Origin of the sequence: Actinoplanes flavus (genome assembly GCF_017592555.1) — a bacterium.
Taxonomy (GTDB): Bacteria; Actinomycetota; Actinomycetes; order Mycobacteriales; family Micromonosporaceae; genus Actinoplanes; species Actinoplanes flavus.
Window position 1 is genome coordinate 19,515 of record NZ_JAGFNS010000039.1, and the last position, 17,413, is coordinate 36,927.

6 protein-coding genes are annotated in these 17,413 nt (G+C 73.0%); 2 read left to right on the forward strand and 4 right to left on the reverse strand.

Features of this window, described 5'->3' with window-relative positions; all coding sequences use genetic code 11:
- Positions 1–87 precede the first annotated feature (87 nt).
- Positions 88–3,609, forward strand: coding sequence for an SCO7613 C-terminal domain-containing membrane protein (locus tag J5X75_RS38650; RefSeq protein WP_208472680.1), 3,522 nt, complete (start codon positions 88–90; stop codon positions 3,607–3,609).
- 265 nt (positions 3,610–3,874) lie between these two features.
- Here the strand turns inward: J5X75_RS38650 and J5X75_RS38655 are convergent, their stop codons facing one another.
- From J5X75_RS38655 to J5X75_RS38670, 4 genes are all read right to left on the reverse strand, one after another.
- The gene (locus J5X75_RS38655) at positions 3,875–8,074 is read right to left on the reverse strand and encodes a bifunctional nitrate reductase/sulfite reductase flavoprotein subunit alpha (RefSeq protein WP_307798546.1); all 4,200 of its coding nucleotides are present in this window, start codon (positions 8,072–8,074) and stop codon (positions 3,875–3,877) included.
- 194 nt (positions 8,075–8,268) lie between these two features.
- Positions 8,269–9,333, reverse strand: a complete 1,065-nt coding sequence (pgfA, locus tag J5X75_RS38660) for a cell envelope lipid trafficking protein PgfA (protein WP_208472681.1) — start codon at positions 9,331–9,333, stop codon at positions 8,269–8,271.
- Between the two features lie 66 nt (positions 9,334–9,399).
- The gene (locus tag J5X75_RS38665; RefSeq protein WP_208472682.1) at positions 9,400–14,373 is read right to left on the reverse strand and encodes an alpha-(1->3)-arabinofuranosyltransferase domain-containing protein; all 4,974 of its coding nucleotides are present in this window, start codon (positions 14,371–14,373) and stop codon (positions 9,400–9,402) included.
- Entirely contained in the window at positions 14,370–16,115 is a 1,746-nt protein-coding gene (locus J5X75_RS38670) for a substrate-binding domain-containing protein (RefSeq protein ID WP_208472683.1), read from the reverse strand. Before J5X75_RS38670 ends, J5X75_RS38665 begins: the two co-directional genes overlap by 4 nt.
- Before the next feature lie 103 nt (positions 16,116–16,218).
- Here J5X75_RS38670 and J5X75_RS38675 point away from each other — a divergent pair, with 103 nt between their 5' ends.
- Positions 16,219–17,406 (forward strand): glycosyltransferase family 4 protein, encoded by a 1,188-nt coding sequence (locus J5X75_RS38675; protein WP_208472684.1) that lies wholly within the window; start codon positions 16,219–16,221, stop codon positions 17,404–17,406.
- Positions 17,407–17,413: the final 7 nt, after the last annotated feature.

A 17,413-nucleotide genomic window follows, 5' to 3' on the forward strand; every position in this document is an offset into this window, starting at 1 on the left:
CGCGCCTGCTCCGGCGGGCCCCGCGTTCCCGGACTTGCATCGATGCGCGAAGCTGTCGTTCCCACTCCAGAAGAACCGGGATGCGCCGTGACCACCACCTATCCGTGTCCGCACTGCGGCGCTCCCGCCTCGCTCGACGGTGGATGCCCCGCCTGTGGCGCCGGCCCCGATCCGGACGCCGCCGAGGTGATCCGGATCGACGGCGAACTCGACGGCCTTCAGCGCGAATTCCAGGCGGCCCGCACCCTGGTCGCCGACCTTGACCGGCGGATTCAGGACGCCCGCAGCCGCCGGGCCGTCCTCGCCGCCCGGGTGGTCGCCCGGCGGGCTCCGGTGGTGACACCGGCGCCCTCGTTCACGCCGTCGCCGCCCCCGTTCACGCCGCCACCCGCCGAGCCGCGGCTGAGCACGCTCACCGTGCAGAACGTGCTCTTCGTCCTCGGCGGCCTGCTGCTGGTCGTCGCGGCGGCCGTCTTCACGGCGGTCGCCTGGGCGCAGGTCGGCGTCACCGGGCGCGCCCTGCTGCTCGCCGGGGCCACCGCGGCGATCCTGGCGGTGCCCCCGTTCGCGGTCCGGCGCGGCCTCACGGCCGCCGCCGAGACGCTCGCGGCCGTCGGCCTGCTCATGATGCTTCTCGACGGCTACGCGGCCTGGGCGGTCGACTTCCTCCGGGTGCGCGATCTTCAACCCACCGGGTACGCCGCCGCGGTCCTCGCCGTGACCGCCCTCGTGTCGCTCGGCTACTCACGGCCGACCCACCTGCGCGGGCCCCGGATCGCCGCGCTGCTGCTCGCCCAGCCGGTCCTCCCGCTGCTCGCCGCGGCGGTCGAGGCCGACCTCGCCGGATGGTCGCTGGCGTTCACCGGCGTCCTCGTCCTCGACGTCGCCGTGCTGCGGATCCGGCCGTCCCGGTTCGCCATCGACGTGGTCGGCGTGCTGGCGTACCTCTGTGGATCGCTCGCCGCCGTGGTCGCCGGAACCGTCGCCCTCACCCACCTGATCGTCCAGGACGCCCCGGCCGACGTCGCCGTGGCCGGGGCCGTGCTGATCCTGCCCACCCTGGCGCTCCTCGGCTGGGCGGTCCTGGCCCGCGTTCCCCTGGCCCAGGCGATCACCGCCGGGCTGGCGCTGGTCACCGCCGGGGTCGCCGCCACCGCCCTGGTGTGGTCCTGGCCCGGCGCCGACTGGCCGGTCACCGGGCTGGCCGCCGTCACGCTGCTTCTCGCGGGCGTCGCGGCGGTACTCAGGCCCCGGCTCCCGGTCGTCGCCGGCCGCGGCCCGTGGGTGGGCGCGCTCGTCGCCGGCGTCCCGGCGGCCGTCACGGTGCTGCTCGGCGCCGTGAGCGGGGCGGTACGCAGCCTGGCCGCGGCCACGCCGGTGTTCGCCGCGCCGTGGGACCGCGCGGTCACCGGGCCGGGCCGTGACCTGCTCGTGGCGCTCGTGCTGACCGCGGTGGCGTACGCCCTGCTCCTCCCCCGCCGCACCCACCTCGACCTGGCCCTCACCGCCCTGTTCGGGGCCGCCCTGCTGGTGCCGCCGGTGTTCGGCCTGACCTGGTGGGCGGCCGCCGTCGCCGGGCTGGCGGTGGCCGCCGTGGCGCTGGTTCTCGCGGCCCGGTCGCGAACCCTCCAGGACGCCGTCCCCCGCCTCGGCGTGTGCGTCTTCGCGGCCCTGCACGCGATCCTCACCGGCCTCGGCCAGGCCGGCGCCGAGGCCGCGGTGTGCGGCGCGATCGCCCTCCTCGGCCTGGGCACGGCCGCGGCGCTGCGCAACGCCCCCCGCTCGGCCGACGTGGGAGCCGGCGCCGTCACGGCCGGTCTGCTCGCCGCCCCGCCGGCGGTGTGGCTGGCCCTGGACGCGGGCGGCGTACCGGTCACCGCCCGGGTCCGGGTGTCGCTCGCCGTCGCGGTGCTGCTCTGCCTGACCGCCCACGCGGTGGCTCGGCGGCTGCCCGGCTACGGCCCGAACGCCGTCGGGGTCGCCCTGCTGGCCGCCGCCACGGCCCCGTTCTGGTCGCTGCCCGGCACCGACCCCGCCGCCCTGTACGCGGCCGCCGGCCTCCTGCTCGTCGTCGCCCTGCTGCCGCTGCCGGCGGTTCGTTCCTCCGGTGCGGGCGCCGTCACCGCGCTGCTTCCGGCCGGGGCGCTGCTCGTCCTGATCGCCCCGGATCTCGCGGTGGTCCTTCTGGAGCCGTGGACCGTCTTCGACGGGGGCGTCTGGTCCGGCGTCGCGCCGCGGCAGTCGCCGGTCGCCTGGTCCTCGGTCGCGGCCTTCGCGGGGGCCACGCTCGCGGCCGCGCTCACCGGTTTCCTGCTGGCCCGCCTCCGGCCCCCGGTCCGCCTCACCCCCGCCGCAACCGGTTCCGCCCCTGCCACACGTGAGGGCTCCACGGGCGGGGACGCCCCTCCCGCACGTGAGGGCTCCACGGGCGGCGACGCCGGCGGCGCGGTGTGGGCCGTGGGCGGCGGCTCGCCGGTCATGGTGGCCGTCTGGGCGGCGGCGCCGCTGGTGGCGCTGCTGGTGCCGCTGATCCTGGCGGCGGCCGGTGCGGTCTGGCCGGCCGTGCCGATCGCCGCGCTGGTCACCGGTCTGGCCGGGATGCTGGCGGTGGCGTCGGCCCCGGTCCGGCACATGGCGAGCGACCTGCTCACCATCCTGTTCGGCGTGCTCGTGGCCGCCGGGCTGGCCGGGTCCCTGGCCGGTCACGGGGCCACGATCGCGGCGTTCACGCTGGTGGCCGCCGCGTCGACAGCGGCCGGGCTGGGTGGCCGGCGGCCGGTCGAGCGGCTCACCGGCTGGGCCGCGGGGACGATCTCGCTGACTGTCGTCGCGTACACCATCGCGGTCGCCGCCGATCTCGAACCCGCCGGGCCACCGCTGTTCGTGCTGGCCGCCGCGGCGCTGACCGTGGCGCTCGAGGCGGTCCTGGCGTCCCGCCGCCCGGCCGAGGCGATCGCGCCGTTCGTCGTCGGGCACGCCTCGGCCGTGGTCGCTCTCACGCTCACCGAGAGCCTGGGGTGGGCCGCGCTGATCTGCAAGCTCTGGGCGCTGGCCCTCACCGTCCGCGCCATGCGGCCGGGCGAGACCCGGCGGACCCGGTTCCGGTACGCCCTGGCGGCGGGTTCGGTGGCCCTGCTCGGCTGGTGGCTGCTGCTGTCCTCGCGGGACGTCGAGACGGTCGAGATCTACACCCTCCCGGCGGCGGTCCTGGCCCTGATCGCGGGATGGTTCGCCCGGCGCCACCGGTCCGGCCTCTCCTCCTGGACCGCCTACGGCTCGGCTCTGGGCGCCGCGATCCTGCCGTCCCTCTCGGTCATCGCGGCCGCCGACGCCGACGATCCGCAGTACCTGCGGCGGCTGCTGCTCGGTGTCGCCGCCCTGCTGATCCTGCTGGCCGGCGCCCGCGCCCGTCTCCAGGCCCCGGTGGTCGTCGGCGGCGGGACCCTGCTGCTGGTCGCCCTGCACGAGCTGATCCTGGTGTGGGATCTGGTGCCGCGCTGGGTGCCGCTGGCCGTCGGCGGCCTGCTGCTGGTGGGCATCGCCACCACGATGGAACAGCGCCGCCGCGACCTGGCCCGTCTCCGCGACGCCCTCACCCGCATGAGGTGACCCCAGGGGCTGTCTCGACGCCCGCGAAACAGCTCTCACAGCCGGCCGGGAGGGCCCGGCCGGCTCGCGGCGGAGGTTTCGGTGCCGGAACGATGCCGGCGCCCGCGGCCAGCGATGTGGCCCGTGTTCCCAGGTTGGCGACGAGCCCGTCCACCCACCGCGTAGCCCGCTCTACATTCCGCCCCGTATTCCATCGCGTCCAGGTGGACAGGTGCCCACCGGCGGGGTGTTCCACCCGTGACGCTCACATCCCGATCGCGCCGTTTCAGTAGACGTCGCGGACGTAGCGTTTGTCGGTGGCGAGCTGCTTCACGTAGGCGGTGGCGGCCTCCTCGGTGAGGCGGCCGTGGTGGACGGCGATGTCGTGGAGCGCGCGGTCGACGTCGCGGGCCATCCGGCTGGCGTCGCCGCAGACGTAGAAGTGGGCGCCTGCCTGGAGCCACGCCCACAGCTGGGCGCCCTTCTCGCGCATCCGGTCCTGGACGTACACCTTGGCCCGTTGGTCGCGGGAGAACGCCGTGTCGAGGCGGCTCAGGATGCCGTCGGCGCGGAGTTCGTCCAGTTCGGCGGCGTAGTAGAAGTCGGTGCTGCTGCGCTGTTCGCCGAAGAACAGCCAGTTGCCGCCGGGCGCGCCGGTGATCTGCCGCTCTTCGAGGAAGCCGAGGAACGGGGCGACGCCGGTGCCCGGGCCGACCATGATCATCGGAGTGTTCGGGTCGGTGGGCGGACGGAAGTGCGGCGCCCGCTGCGCGAAGACCGCGACCTCGGCGCCCGCGGGGGCGTCGGCCAGGTGGGTGGAGCAGACGCCCTTGCGGGACCGGCCACGATGGTTGTCGAAACGGACCACGGAGACGGTGAGGCTGACCAGTCCGGGGTCGGTGAGCGGGGTCGAGCTGATCGAGTAGTGCCGGGGTTGCAGCCGCTTGAGGACTCCGGCCCATTCCTGGGCGCCCGCCTCGACCGGGTGTTCGGCGAGCACGTCGACGGCTTGGCGGCCCCAGGTCCACTTCGCCAGTTCGCCCTTGTTGTCGGGGCGCAGCAGGGTCTTGAGATGGCCGGCGCCGCCGCGTTCGGCGACGAAGCGGATCAGGTCGTTGGTGACCCGGGTGATGTCGAGGTGCCGGCTGAGGGCCTCGCCGAGCGGCCGTGTGCCGATCCGGTCCAGCTCGACCGGGGCATCGGCGGAGAGGCCGGTGACGGCGAGCCATTCCTCGACGAGTTCGGGGCAGTTGACCGGCCACACGCCGAGCGCGTCCCCGGCCTGGTAGTCGAGCAGTCCCCCGGTGTCGAAGGTGAACCGTCGCACCTCCTTGGCCGACCCGGGGAGGCTGAGCAGCCGGTTGCCGACGAGCGCGGCGGTGAGCGGCGTGGCCTTGGTCGCCACCGGCCCGGTGACCGGCCGGCCCCCGGAGCCGGGCACGAGAACCGGGGCGGGCGCGGCGGCCGCGGCCGTCATGGCGATCGTGGCCTGAGCGGTGCGCACGGCCGGCGCCGGCCGCATCGAGGAGGGAGAGGGCGTGGTCAGTGCGGCGAGGACCGAGCCGAGCCAGCCGTCGGCGGTCTCCTCGAAGTCGGGTTCGCAGTCGGCACGGGGCGCCAGCCGTACCGCGCCCAGCTCGGCCAGCCGCTCGTCGAGCCGCCGCCCGTGCCCGCAGAAGTCGTCGTAGTTGGAGTCGCCGAAGGCGAGGACCGCGTACCGTTGCCCGTCCAGCCGGGGCGCGCCGTCGCCGGTGAGCGAGTCCCAGAACGTGGTCCCGTTGTCGGGCGCGTCGCCGTCGCCGAAGGTGCTGGTCACGACGAGCAGGTCGGCTCCGGGGTCGAGCAGGTCGGCGGCGGGCCCGTCCATGCCGAGGACGGTCACCTGCCGGCCGGTTCCGGCGAGGCGTTCGGCGACGGTCCGGGCGAAGTCCTCGGCGTTGCCGGTCTGCGAGGCCCACAGCACCTGGAGGCGGTCCGCCGCCGGCTCCGCGGCGGGAGACCTTTCCCCACCCGTCGACGGTACGGGTGAGAGCACCCCGGCGAGCAATCCGTTGACCCACATGGCGGTGGCGTGGTCGAACGGCGCGCCGGCGGGCAGCACCGCCGGGCCGGGCCGGCTGGTGGCCCCGGCCAGGAATCCGGCGAGGTAACGCCGCTGGTCCTCGGTGAGCTCCGGCGGCGCGGTGTCGATGCCGAGCGTCTGCCCGAGCGTCCCGGGCAGGCCTCCGCCGAGGTCGGCCGGCCCCACGGCGGCGGCACCGGCGAGTGCGGGCGCCGCCATGGCACCGGGTGACCCGGGCGGGAACGGCACGGCGGATGCCGGCACTGCACCGGGTGACGCGGAGGGGGACGGCGCGGCGGGGGCTGCGGCGACCCGGGTGAGGGACACCGCGCACACCTTCAGCTCCGGCTGGAAGGAGATCGGGTCGACGGCGTCGCTGGTCACCGCGTTGACGCTGACGTATTCGCCGAAGAGGTCGTTCCAGTGCATGGGGGCGAAGCAGCTGCCGGGCAGCACCCGGTCGGTGATCACGGCGGGCAGGACGGCCCGGCCGCGCCGGGAGGCGATCTCGACGAGGTCGCCGGCCGCGATCGCGAACCACTCCGCGTCCACCGGGTTGATCTCCAGGAACGGCGCCGGGTTGAGCCGGTTCAGTTTGGCGATCCTGCCGGTCTTGGTCATGGTGTGCCACTGGTGCTGGAGGCGGCCGGTGTTGAGCACGAACGGGTAGTCGTCGTCGGGCATCTCGGCCGGGTCGACGTGCGGCCGGGCGTGGAAGACGGCTTTCCCGCCGGGCGTGGCGAACCGCAGGCCACCGTCGGCGGTGCGGTAGCGGATCGGGTTGCGGGTGGGGCCGCCGGGCGCCGCCGGCCACTGGACCGGTCCCTCGCCGAGGCGCGCGTAGGTCACGCCGCTCAGGTCGTACCCGGTCTGGGGGTTCTTGAAGGTTTTGATCTCCTCCAGGATCTCCTCGGCGCTCGCGTAGGTGAAGGCGCTCGCGTAACCCATCTCGCACGCGACGCGGGCGATGATCCGCCAGTCGGGCAGGGCCTCGCCGGGCGCCGGGACGACCGGGTGGACCAGGGTGAGGTTGCGCTCGGAGTTGATCATGATGCCGTCCGCCTCGGACCACATGGCGGCGGGCAGGGCGATGTCGGCGTACGCGTTGGTCTCGGTCTCGGCGAAGGCGTCCTGGGTGATCACCAGCTCGGCGGCCTCCAGGCCGGCGATGACCGTCCGCCGGTTGCCGACCGAGGCGACCGGGTTGGTGCAGATCACCCAGCAGGCCTTGATCCGCCCGGCCGCCATCTGCTCGAACATGTCGACGGTGCCCCGGCCGACCTCGGTACGCAGTGTCCCGGCCGGCACGCCCCACACCTTCTCGGTGAACTCACGGTCGGCGGGCACCAGCACCGACCGCTGGCCCGGCAGCCCGGGGCCCATGTAGCCCATCTCGCGGCCGCCCATCGCGTTCGGCTGGCCGGTGAGCGAGAACGGGCCGCTGCCGGTACGGCAGATCGCGCCGGTCGCCAGATGCAGGTTGACCAGCGCGTTGGTGTTCCAGGTGCCGTGGGTGCTCTGGTTGAGGCCCATGGTCCAGAGGCTGACCCAGTTCCCGGCCGTGCCGATCCACTCGGCGGCGGTCCGGATGTCGGCCTCCGGGATGCCGGTCAGCTCGGCGACCCGGTCCGGGGTGTAGTCGGCCAGGAACGAGGGCATCGCCTCCCAGCCCTCGGTGTACGCGCTGACGAAGTCCATGTCCGGAGTGATCAGGTGCAGCAGGCCGTTGAGCAGCGCCAGGTCGGCGCCCGGCCGGATCCGCAGGTAGAGGCCGGCCTTCTCGGCGGTGGCGGTGCGCCGCGGGTCGACGACGATCAGCTTCGCCCCGGCCTTGACCCGCTCCATCATCCGCAGGAAGAGGATCGGGTGGCAGTCGGCCATGTTCGAGCCGATCACCAGGAAGACGTCGGCGTGATCCAGGTCGTCGTAGGACCCGGGCGGCCCGTCCGCGCCCAGCGACAGCTTGTAGCCGGTGCCCGCGCTGGCCATGCACAGCCGCGAGTTCGATTCGATGTTGTTGGTCCCGATGTAGCCCTTTACCAGCTTGTTCGCGAGGTACTGCGCCTCCAGGGTCATCTGGCCGGAGACGTACATGGCGAAGGCGTCCGGCCCGTGCTCGTCGATGATCGCGCGCAGCCGGCGGGCGGTCTCGCTGATCGCGGCGTCGGCGCTCACCGGCGCGGGCGCGGCGCCCCGGTCGGCGCGGATCAGCGCGGTGTCCAGCCGGCCGCCCGCGGCGAGCAGGTCGGCGCTGGTCGAACCCTTGGTGCACAGCCGGCCCGCGTTGGCCGGGTGGTCCCGGTCCCCGCTCGCCTTGATCACCCGCAACGGACCGTCGTCCCGGCGCGCGACGTCGAGCACCATCCCACAGCCGACGCCGCAATACCCGCACACGGTTCGTACCTTGGTGACATCGGCAGCCACAGAGGCACCCCTTTCGGTTCGCCCCAAAAGTAGAAATCCCCGGTTTCCGCCTGGTCACTTGAAAGCGCATCCAGCATTACCCGCACGTCACAGTCGTCCGGGAAGCGGTTGTGAGTGGCCGCCGCCACAGAAGCGGACGAGCCGTACGCCGGGCTTTCGGCCCGGGGTACGGCTCGTTCGTCGTACGGGTGGTGTCAGCTCTTCTCGGCGGACGCGGTCGCCTCCGCCTCGTCGCCGGCCTCGTCGCCCGACTTGGCGGCGTGCCGCGGCGCGCCGGACCACTGGGCCGGGACGCCGTTGGCGGCGGCCGTCTTCGAGCCACGGAGCATCAGCAGGGTGCCGAGCACGGCCAGGACGAGGCCGAGCACGCCCAGGCCGATCGGGCCCCAGACGCCCACCAGGTTGAGCTTGGACTGGTTCGCCTTGGCGGTGTCGGCGGACTTGGTGACGGTGGCGTCGGTGTAGACGAAGGTCGCGTCGAGCAGCACCTTGGAGCTGCCGTCGTTGCCGAGCAGCGTCTTCTTCTGCTGCTCCTGGACCTTGATGTACGCGCCGGTGACCGGGTCGACCCACACGGTACGGACGTTGCCGTACTGCACGGAGCCGGTGGTCGCGGTCGGCAGGAACTGGCCGAGCAGCAGCTTGACCCGGTCCTCCGGGAGGACCTGCGTCTCGTTCTCCAGCGTCTGGGTGAACTGGTAGGTCTCGACGCCCTGGATCTCTTCGGTCTTGACGAACTTGGCCGGCTTCGCGCTCAGGATGTCCCGGTCGAAGATGTCGTACGTCTTCTGCTCGGTCCCGAACGGGAACTTGTAGATCTGGCCCTTGTAGTCGACGGCCTCACGCTGACCGCCGGTGTCCAGCCACTGGCCGTCCCACTTCACGGCCGCACCGGTCTTGCGGTCCACGGCGAGCGAGGTGCTGTACGCGCTGACCAGCTCGCCCTCGGTGTTCTCGACCTGCTGGCCGGCCACCCACACCAGGGCGGTGCCGTCCAGGTCGCCGGTGAGCTTGGCGGTCTCGTCCGAGTCGGGCTGGACGGTGACGGTGGAACGCAGGTCGCCGGTCTCGATGGTGGCCTTGCCGTCGGCGATCTGCATGTACGTCGCGTTCGGCGCCTCGGCGATCGACTGGGTCATCTCCATGTCGTACGGCAGCTGCTTGACGGTCGGTGCCACGACGAAGGCGAGGCCGCCGGCGAACACCAACGCCAAGACGCCGAAACCGAACAGCACGGTGCCGATGACGCGGGACTTCATATGTCCTCCACGAGGTGGAAACGGAATAGCGGCAGGAATGATGTATGCCGAGCTTGCAGGAGGTTACTAGAGAGTCACATCAGGAAGCGAGACCCCCGCCACATCTTCCTGAACGACAGTTGAAACGGACTCACCCTCGCGCCGCAGCACGACGGTGAAATTCCATGTGAGGAACTCCCGCAGCACCGGCACCGAGGCGACCCACTGGGCCCACCAGGGGTGATACCTCGGGATCACATCGACCACCGTGACGGCTCCGGCACGGCGGGCGGCCCGGGTCCAGCGCATCATCCGTGCGGCGCTGACCGGGAAAAGCGTCTCCATGAACCGGTTCTTCGGCTCGTGACCGTGCACCCGCAGGTAGCGGCGCCGGGCCCGGTGACCGCCGAACCAGTGCCGGAACGGTCCGGTCTCGTGACCGCCGTGCGGAGACCACCACGGCGTGAAGGACACGAAGACGGTGCCGCCCGGCCTGGTCACCCGGACCATCTCGTCGAGCATCGCCTCCGGCTCGTCGACGTGCTCCAGCACGTTCGACGAGTAGCAGACGTCCAGGGAGCCGGTACGGATCGGCAGGGCGGTGCCGCTGCCGCGGACCATCCCGCTGACCTTGGCGCCGGCCGCCGCGAAGTCGCCGACCGCCGGGTCGAGGCCGAAGTACGCCGCCCCGGCCCGCTCGAACTCGGCGTTGAAGTAGCCGGGGCCGCCGCCGACGTCCAGCACCGTGGCGCCGTTCAGGTCGGCGTAGGCGCCGAGCTGGCGGACCGAGTCCTCGGCCAGCATCGAGTAGAACCGGTCCGGGTCGGACTGTTCGACCAGGAACGTCCGGAACAGACGGACCGACCGGCCCAGGGTGGCGCGATGCGTGGAGACCTGCTGGTCGTTCACTGAGATCTCCTTCTCCGGGCGGCCTGAGGACGGGACCGCGGCCGCGGCGACCGCGCACGCGGCGGCCAGCATCGCCAGCTGCACCACGGCGCCGTACGCCCACTCCTGGCCGTGCCCCAGCAGCCGCCCGCAGACGGCCACCCCGATGCCCGCCGCGGCGCACGCGAAGGCGAGTCCGGGCAGGTAGCCCGGCCGCACCTGCCGCACGATGAGCGCGGCCAGCAGGAACGCCGCCCCCGCCGCGCCGAGGAGGAGCACCGCCAGCACCATCATCGGCAGGATCATCCAACCGGCCCCACCGGGGACCGCGGTGAACACCCGCGCGAGCGGACGGCCGGTCGGCACGGCTCGGCGCCGTACCGGCAGCAACGCCAGGATCACGACCAGCAGGACGCATCCGGCGCCGGCCACGAGCCCGGTACGGTACGGCTCGTCCGGGGTGAAGCGCAAGATCACTGTGCCGCTCTCGCCGGCCGGCAGCACGAACGCCTGCTGCCAGCCGTCGACACGCACCGGCCGCAGCGTCTGCCCGTTCAGGGTGGCGGCCCAGCCGGCGTTGTGGTTCTCCGGCACCACCAGCAGCGCCGCCTCGCCGGCGGCGACCGTGACGGTCCGCTCGGTCGGCGCCCATGCGTCGACCGTGACGGCCCGGTGGACCACCGCCGGAGCCCGGGCCGCGGCGCCGTCCGGGACGATCGCGGCCGTGTCGATCACGAACGCCGCCGACGGGACCGTACGCAGATGCTGGTCGCCGGCCGGAAGCCGCACCGACTCGACGGCGAAGGCATCACAGACGGTCACCGGGAGAGCCCGGCCGGCCCGGACATCACCGAGCGTGCCGGAGACCGAGGTGGGATAGCCGACGCCGCCGATCTCGACGCGTGGGCCGGCGCCACAGGGGGCGGCCAGCGGGGTGCCGTCGGCCGCCGGGCGGAACAGCCCGTTCAGTCCCGGCACCTCGATCTCGGCGATGCCGGCCGGCGCCACCCAGCCCTGCCCACGGGGGTCGGCGATCACCCGTTCGGTCTCGCCGAGCCCGATCTCCAGGCGGTCGGTGGTGACCGCGGGGAAGCGCACCCATCCGTCCGCCCCGACCTCGGCGATCGTGACCTTGCCCGCGGCCTGGACGGACACCCGGGTCGGACGGGCCGCGGCCGGCGCCGCCGGGACGGTCAACCGGACCCGGTCGATCCGGCGCGCACCGGTCCAGCTCAGGGTGAACACGGAGTCGTCGTCGGTCGGCTCGGCCAGCCAGGCGGTGGCCGGGTCACCGTCGACGGCCGCGTGCGCGCCCGCCGCCACGTCCCCGCCGAGCACCGTCGAGGCGGAGGCGGTCACCGGCAGCTGGAGCGGAACCGTGGCGCCGGGCCGGGCCTGCGCGGTGAACCGCAGGTCGTAGGTGGCGTCCACCGGGGTGGTGAAGTAGCGGTCCAGGCCGAGCGGCTCCTCACCCTGGCGGGCGAGGAACTGGTCGCACCGGATGGTGGTGGCCTCCGCCGAGGACGGGAAGCAGACGCCGCGCTGCTGCGCGTCACGCTCGAACGCGTAGGACGGCACGACGGCGGTCTTCAGGTCGCCGGGGGCGCGCAGCCCCCGCTCCGCGTCGAGTCCGGGGATGCCGAGCTCGCGGAGGGCGATCGCGCCCTCGTACCCGCTCTGCAGGGCGAGCACCGTGACACGGACGGCGGTGGTGAGCCCGGGCAGCGTGGAGAGCGTGTGCGGGCCGGGGGTCTCCGGCACCAGCCGGTCCACGATGCCCTGGTCGGTGGTGAGCCGGACGACCGCCACCGGGGTGGCGCTCCGCAGGTCGCTGGAGAAGTCGACGGTCACAGCGGTGACCCGTTTGGCGGTGCCCAACTCGACGTTGATCCACTGCCCGGCGCCGGGTTGGAGGGGGTCGGAGCGCCAGGCCGTCGCAGGGTCGCCGTCCAGCGCCGCGAACGGCATGCCGGACGGGTCGGTGGCGCCGATCGAGTCGGCGAAGGCGATGCTGCTGGATGCCTCGACCGACCGGATGCCCTGATATTCGGCGACGGTCTGGTGGCCCTTGCCGCTGAACGGGATCAGGTCGGTGCGCAACCGGCCCTGCCTGGTCTTCTCCGACCTGGTCAGGGTCTGGCTGACGTTGTCGCGGACCCGGCCGATGTTGAGCTCCCGGCGGCGCAGGCCGTCGGTCACGATCGGCCGCGCCGTCGACTCGCCCTCGGCCAGGCCCAGGTCGCCGCCCGACTCGCCGGCCAGCACGGCCGGTTGCTCGCCGTTGATCAGCCCCTGTTCCAGAGCGCCCAGCAGGGACTCCGGGCCGCCGCTGACCACCGGCACATCGGTCAGTCTGGTGGCCGAGATCTGCGGGACGGCGCCGGAGACCTGGTAGATCTCGATCGACGGAACCGACACGCCCGCGTCGACCGGGCTCGGGTCGGCTCCGCCGGCGCCGACCCGCGGGCCGAACTCGGCGGCGAGTTCCAGGCCGGGTGAGCCGGCGATCGCCCGGCGCACCACCGCGATCGGCGGCGCCCCGGAGGCGGCCCGGTCCAGGTCGTGCCGGACCAGCAGGTACCGGTAGCCGGAGCGGGCCAGGAAAGCGGCCAGGCCGGATGAGCCGCGGCCCTGTTCGAGCACCGCCTCGACCGCGTCCATCACCCGGGTGTTGCCCTCCGAGCCGAGCGGGATCTGATTGCGGGTGGACCAGGGCGCGCCGGCCAGCGGCTGCATCGGCTCGTCGACCGTCCGGCCCCAGGTGTGCTGGGCGAACCCGGAGCCCGGGACGACCAGGGTGCGCGCCTGCGCGTCCTGGTCGGCGAGCCAGGACGCGGCCTCCCGCCAGTGCGACGGCATCTCGGTCCAGCCCGGTCCCGGGCGCAGGAGCGTCATCCCGGCCGGGGCCGCCGCGACCACCAGCAGCAACGCGATCACCGGGCTCGCCGGCACGCGCAGCCGCAGGCGCCGCCAGGTGAAGGCCTTACCGGCCAGATAGGCCAGGCCCAGAGCGATCGGCAGGCGCAGCACCGGCTCGAACTTGTGCACGTTGCGCAGCGGGGCGAGCGGGCCGTCCAGCAGTTCGCGGACCATCGGGGCGAAGGGACTGTCCAAAGTGCCGACGTAGCCCACGGTCAGCAGGGTCAGGCCGGTCAGCGCGCCGACGATCAGGAAGCGCCGTTCGGGCAGGCCGCGCATCGCGAGACCGGCCAGGCCCAGGGCGGCGACCAGCGCGGTCGCCGCCATCAGCGCCGGGTTGTCGACCAGAACCCAGCCGGCCGGCCACCACGGGTCGCCCTGGACGATGTAGCCGACCCACTGGTTGGTGCCGCGTGCCGCCTGGAAGAACGAGGTGACCGCGGTGGTGGTCCCGGACGACTCGATGAAGTCCAGGAACGGAAGGCTGTACTCGCCGAAGAGCAGCAGCGGGATGATCCACCACAGGGTCGTGCCGAGGACGCAGAGGCCCCACCAGAAGGCCAGCCCGAACAGTTGCCGGTCCCAGCGCCGGGTGATCAGCCACAGACCGGGCAGCACCAGCGCCATCACCACGGCGGCCGCGTTGATGCCGCCCATGAAGAGCACGGCCAGGGCGGAGAGCGCGGCGGCCCGGCGGGCGGAGCCGATCCGGCGCCAGGCGACCAGCGGCAGCATCACCCACGGCAGGAAGACCACCGGCAGCATCTCCGAGGAGAGCGGGCCGATCTCGGTGAGCATCCGGGGCGCCAGGGCGTAGGCGAGCGCGCCCACGATCCGGCCGGCGTCATTGCCGATCCGCAACACCCGGGCCAGCAGCAGGGTGCCGAAGTAGGCGGCGCAGAGCAGCAGCGCGCACCAGACCCGCTGGGTGATCCACGGGGGCACGCCCAGAAGGTCGCCGGCGGCGAAGAACGGGCCCATCGGGAACAGGTAGCCGTACGCCTGCTGCTGGAGCTCGCCGGAGGTGGACCAGGGGTTCCACAGGTGCAGGGCCCGCTCCATGAAGCCGATCGGGTTCTCGGCCATGTCCAGCTTGGTGTCGAAGGTGATCCGCCCGGGACGCTGGAGGAACGCCAGGACGACGAGCACCACGGCACCGCCGAAGGCGAGCAGGTGGCGGCTGGGAGTCGGTGGAGCGGTGGGGTTCGCGGTCGGGTTCACGGCAGTCTTCCGCTCCCGGAGGGTGGCGGTCATCGGCGGCACTCCGGGGGCAGGCAGCTGAATTCGGCCAGCGCAGTGTAGAAGATCTGACGGATGCCCGAGGGCTTGGCGGTGAGGGCGACCTGACCGCCGGTGGCCTTGGCGATCTGGTTGAGCTCGGCCGGGTCGATCTCCGAGCCGACGCCGATGAACAGGATCGGCAGCGGACGCTTGCGATCGACGAGTTCGCCGAGCTCACGCAGCAGTTCAGCGCGGCTGATGCCGCTGGCGTTGTCGTCGGTTCCATCGGTCAGGATCAGCACCATGTTGATCCGGCCCGGCGTCCAGTTGCGGGTGGCGTCCCGGTAGGCGGCCAGCGCCGTGTCGTAGAGCCCGGTCTTCCCGTCCGGTTCCGCCTCCATCCGGCCGACCTTGCGGATGATCTCGTCCCGGCGCGGGCCGATCGGGCCGACCGGGACCACCTCGCGGTAGTCGCGCTTGCCGTCCAGGTCGGTGGAGTACTCCCAGACGCCCAGCTCGGTGGTGGGCAGCAGGAGTTTCACACCGTCCTGTGCGGCCTTGATGGTCGCGTCCATCCGGGACTCGGTGGCGCCGGGAGCCACCCCGGCCATCGAACCGGAGATGTCGAAGACGGCCAGCATGCGGGCGCTGATGTGCACCCCGCCCCACGCGTTGAGCAGTGTCTCCGCCTGGCTCTCGGAAGGGAGCGGGGCGGGCGGGTAGGCGGCGGTGCGCACCTTCGTGGCGGTCACGATGCCGGCCGGAGCGCTACCCGACGGCGTACGCAGCCCGTGCCCGGCGACCACGTCGGCGCCGTTGTCGGCGAGAAGGGCGCGCAGCAGCTCGGCGGCGTAGTCGCGCGGTTCGTCCTCGGTGGTGATCACCGCGTACGGGTAGTCGGGGCTGGGCACCGCGGTACCCGGATAGATCGCGATCTGCTTCTTCCCGCCGTCGGCCGCGAACAGCACCTGCTGCTCACTGGTGATCACCGCGGTCTCGTCCTTGCCGGGGCCCACCGGGTCGGAGGTGGCCTCGCCGGCGGTGGACACGGTGTACGGCGAGAGCCGTCGCATGATGCCCGCGGTGGACGGCGCGTGGCCCTTGGCGATGTCCCGGATGCCGACCAGGGCGCCGAAGCCGAGCGGGCTGGTCGCCGGGTCCGGCAGCGCGACCGGGACCGGCGGCTTCGCGGCGCCGATCAGGCGCTGCCAGGTCAGGCCGCGCTTGCCGGCGAGCCGGGCCGCGGTGCCCTCGTCGAGGGCGAGCACGACCGGGGTGGTGGCCACCGAGATGCCCTCGGCCGGCACCCCGAAGGCGCCGACCGCGCGGGCACGGCGCAGCCAGAGTGTCGACTCGGGCAGCCACACGTCGGGGACCTGGGCCACCGCCGGCACGGGCTCGGCGCCCGCGCTGGCACGCGAGCCGGACGGCTTTCCGCCGGCCGGGCTCGCCGACGCGGCATCGGAGACCGCGACGGCGACGTCCGAGCCGGTCCGCGCGACCGTACGCAGCACCTCCGCCGACTCGCGCTCCTCGATCACCAGATCCAGACAGGCGTCGCGGGCGCTCAGCCGGGAGGCGATCTCGCGTACCGGTGGGGCGATGCTCGGCGCGGCGGCGACCCGCAGCGTGGTGCGTTCGGAGCACGGTGGATCGCTACGCGTTCGATCGATATATGTATATCCAGACCAACCGGCGAGAACCGCGATCAGCGCGATACTCAGCATCGTGACCGGCCAGAACTCCGGTCGCGAGCGGAGGCTCCCTTCGCTCACGCGGCTCCTTCCGAGGTAACGCACCCGTTGCGAAGGTGCCTGAGCTGACCTACTGTGACGCGACCGCGAATCGTACTCGCTAGTAGGGGTGGCAGAGTAGACCATGACGGATGCCCGCGGCGGTCACGTCCTGTTCCTCAACTGGCGGGACACCAAGCACCCCGAAGGCGGGGGCTCAGAGCTGTACCTCGACCGGGTGGCCACCGAACTGGTGCGTCACGGGTACCGCGTGACCCTGCTCTGTCAGGCGCACGGGACCGCCCTGGCGGAGGAGAGCACCCCGGACGGGGTGCGGATCGTCCGCCGAGGTGGACGGCACACCGTCTACCTCCTGGCTGCTCTCACCTACCTACTCGGCTATTTCGGTATCGGCCCTCTGTCCAGGCGCCGCCTGGGCCGGCCGGATCTGGTGATAGACGTCGGCAACGGCATGCCGTTCCTGAGCCGTCTCTACGTTCGTAAACCGGTGATCGTGCTGGTCCACCATGTGCACCGGGAGCAGTGGCCGGTGGTGTTCGGCCCCCGGTTGGCCCGGATCGGCTGGTGGATCGAATCGGTCCTGGCGGTGCGTGTCTACCGGCGCTGTCCGTACGTGACGGTCTCCGAGTCGACCCGTGAGGAGCTGGTCGGCCTGGGCGTGGACCGGCACCGGATCTCGGTGGTGCACAACGGGACACCCGAGGTGACCGGGCCGCCGCACCCGCGGACCCCGCATCCGAGCCTCATGGTGCTGGGCCGTCTGGTGCCGCACAAGCGGGTCGAGTTCGCGCTGCGCGCCACCGCCCTGCTCGCCCTGGAACTCCCCACGGTGGAGCTGGTGGTGGCCGGTCAGGGCTGGTGGGACGAGCCGCTGCTGCAACTCACCGCCGACCTGGGGATCGAGGACCGGGTCCGGTTCACCGGTTTCGTCACCGAGGAACACAAGCACGAGCTGCTCTGCCAGTCGTGGCTGCTGCTGATGCCCTCGCTCAAGGAGGGCTGGGGCCTGACCATCGTCGAGGCCGGCGTCCGGGGCACGCCCTCGGTGGCGTTCCGCTCCGCGGGTGGCGTCGCCGACGCGATGGCCGACGGGGAGACCGGCGTGCTCGTGGAGAACGAGTACGACTTCTTCCTCCAGGTTCGAGCGTTGTTGCTGGATGCCTCCCGGCGTACCGGGATGGGCCTGGCCGCCGCCGCCTACGCGAGCAACTTCACCTGGGAGAAGGCCGGCCAGGGGTTCTCCCAGGTGGTGGCCCGGCAGCTCAACGGCGGCCAGCGCGGCCACCAGGTTCCGGCCGACCAGCCGGCCTGAGACCGCG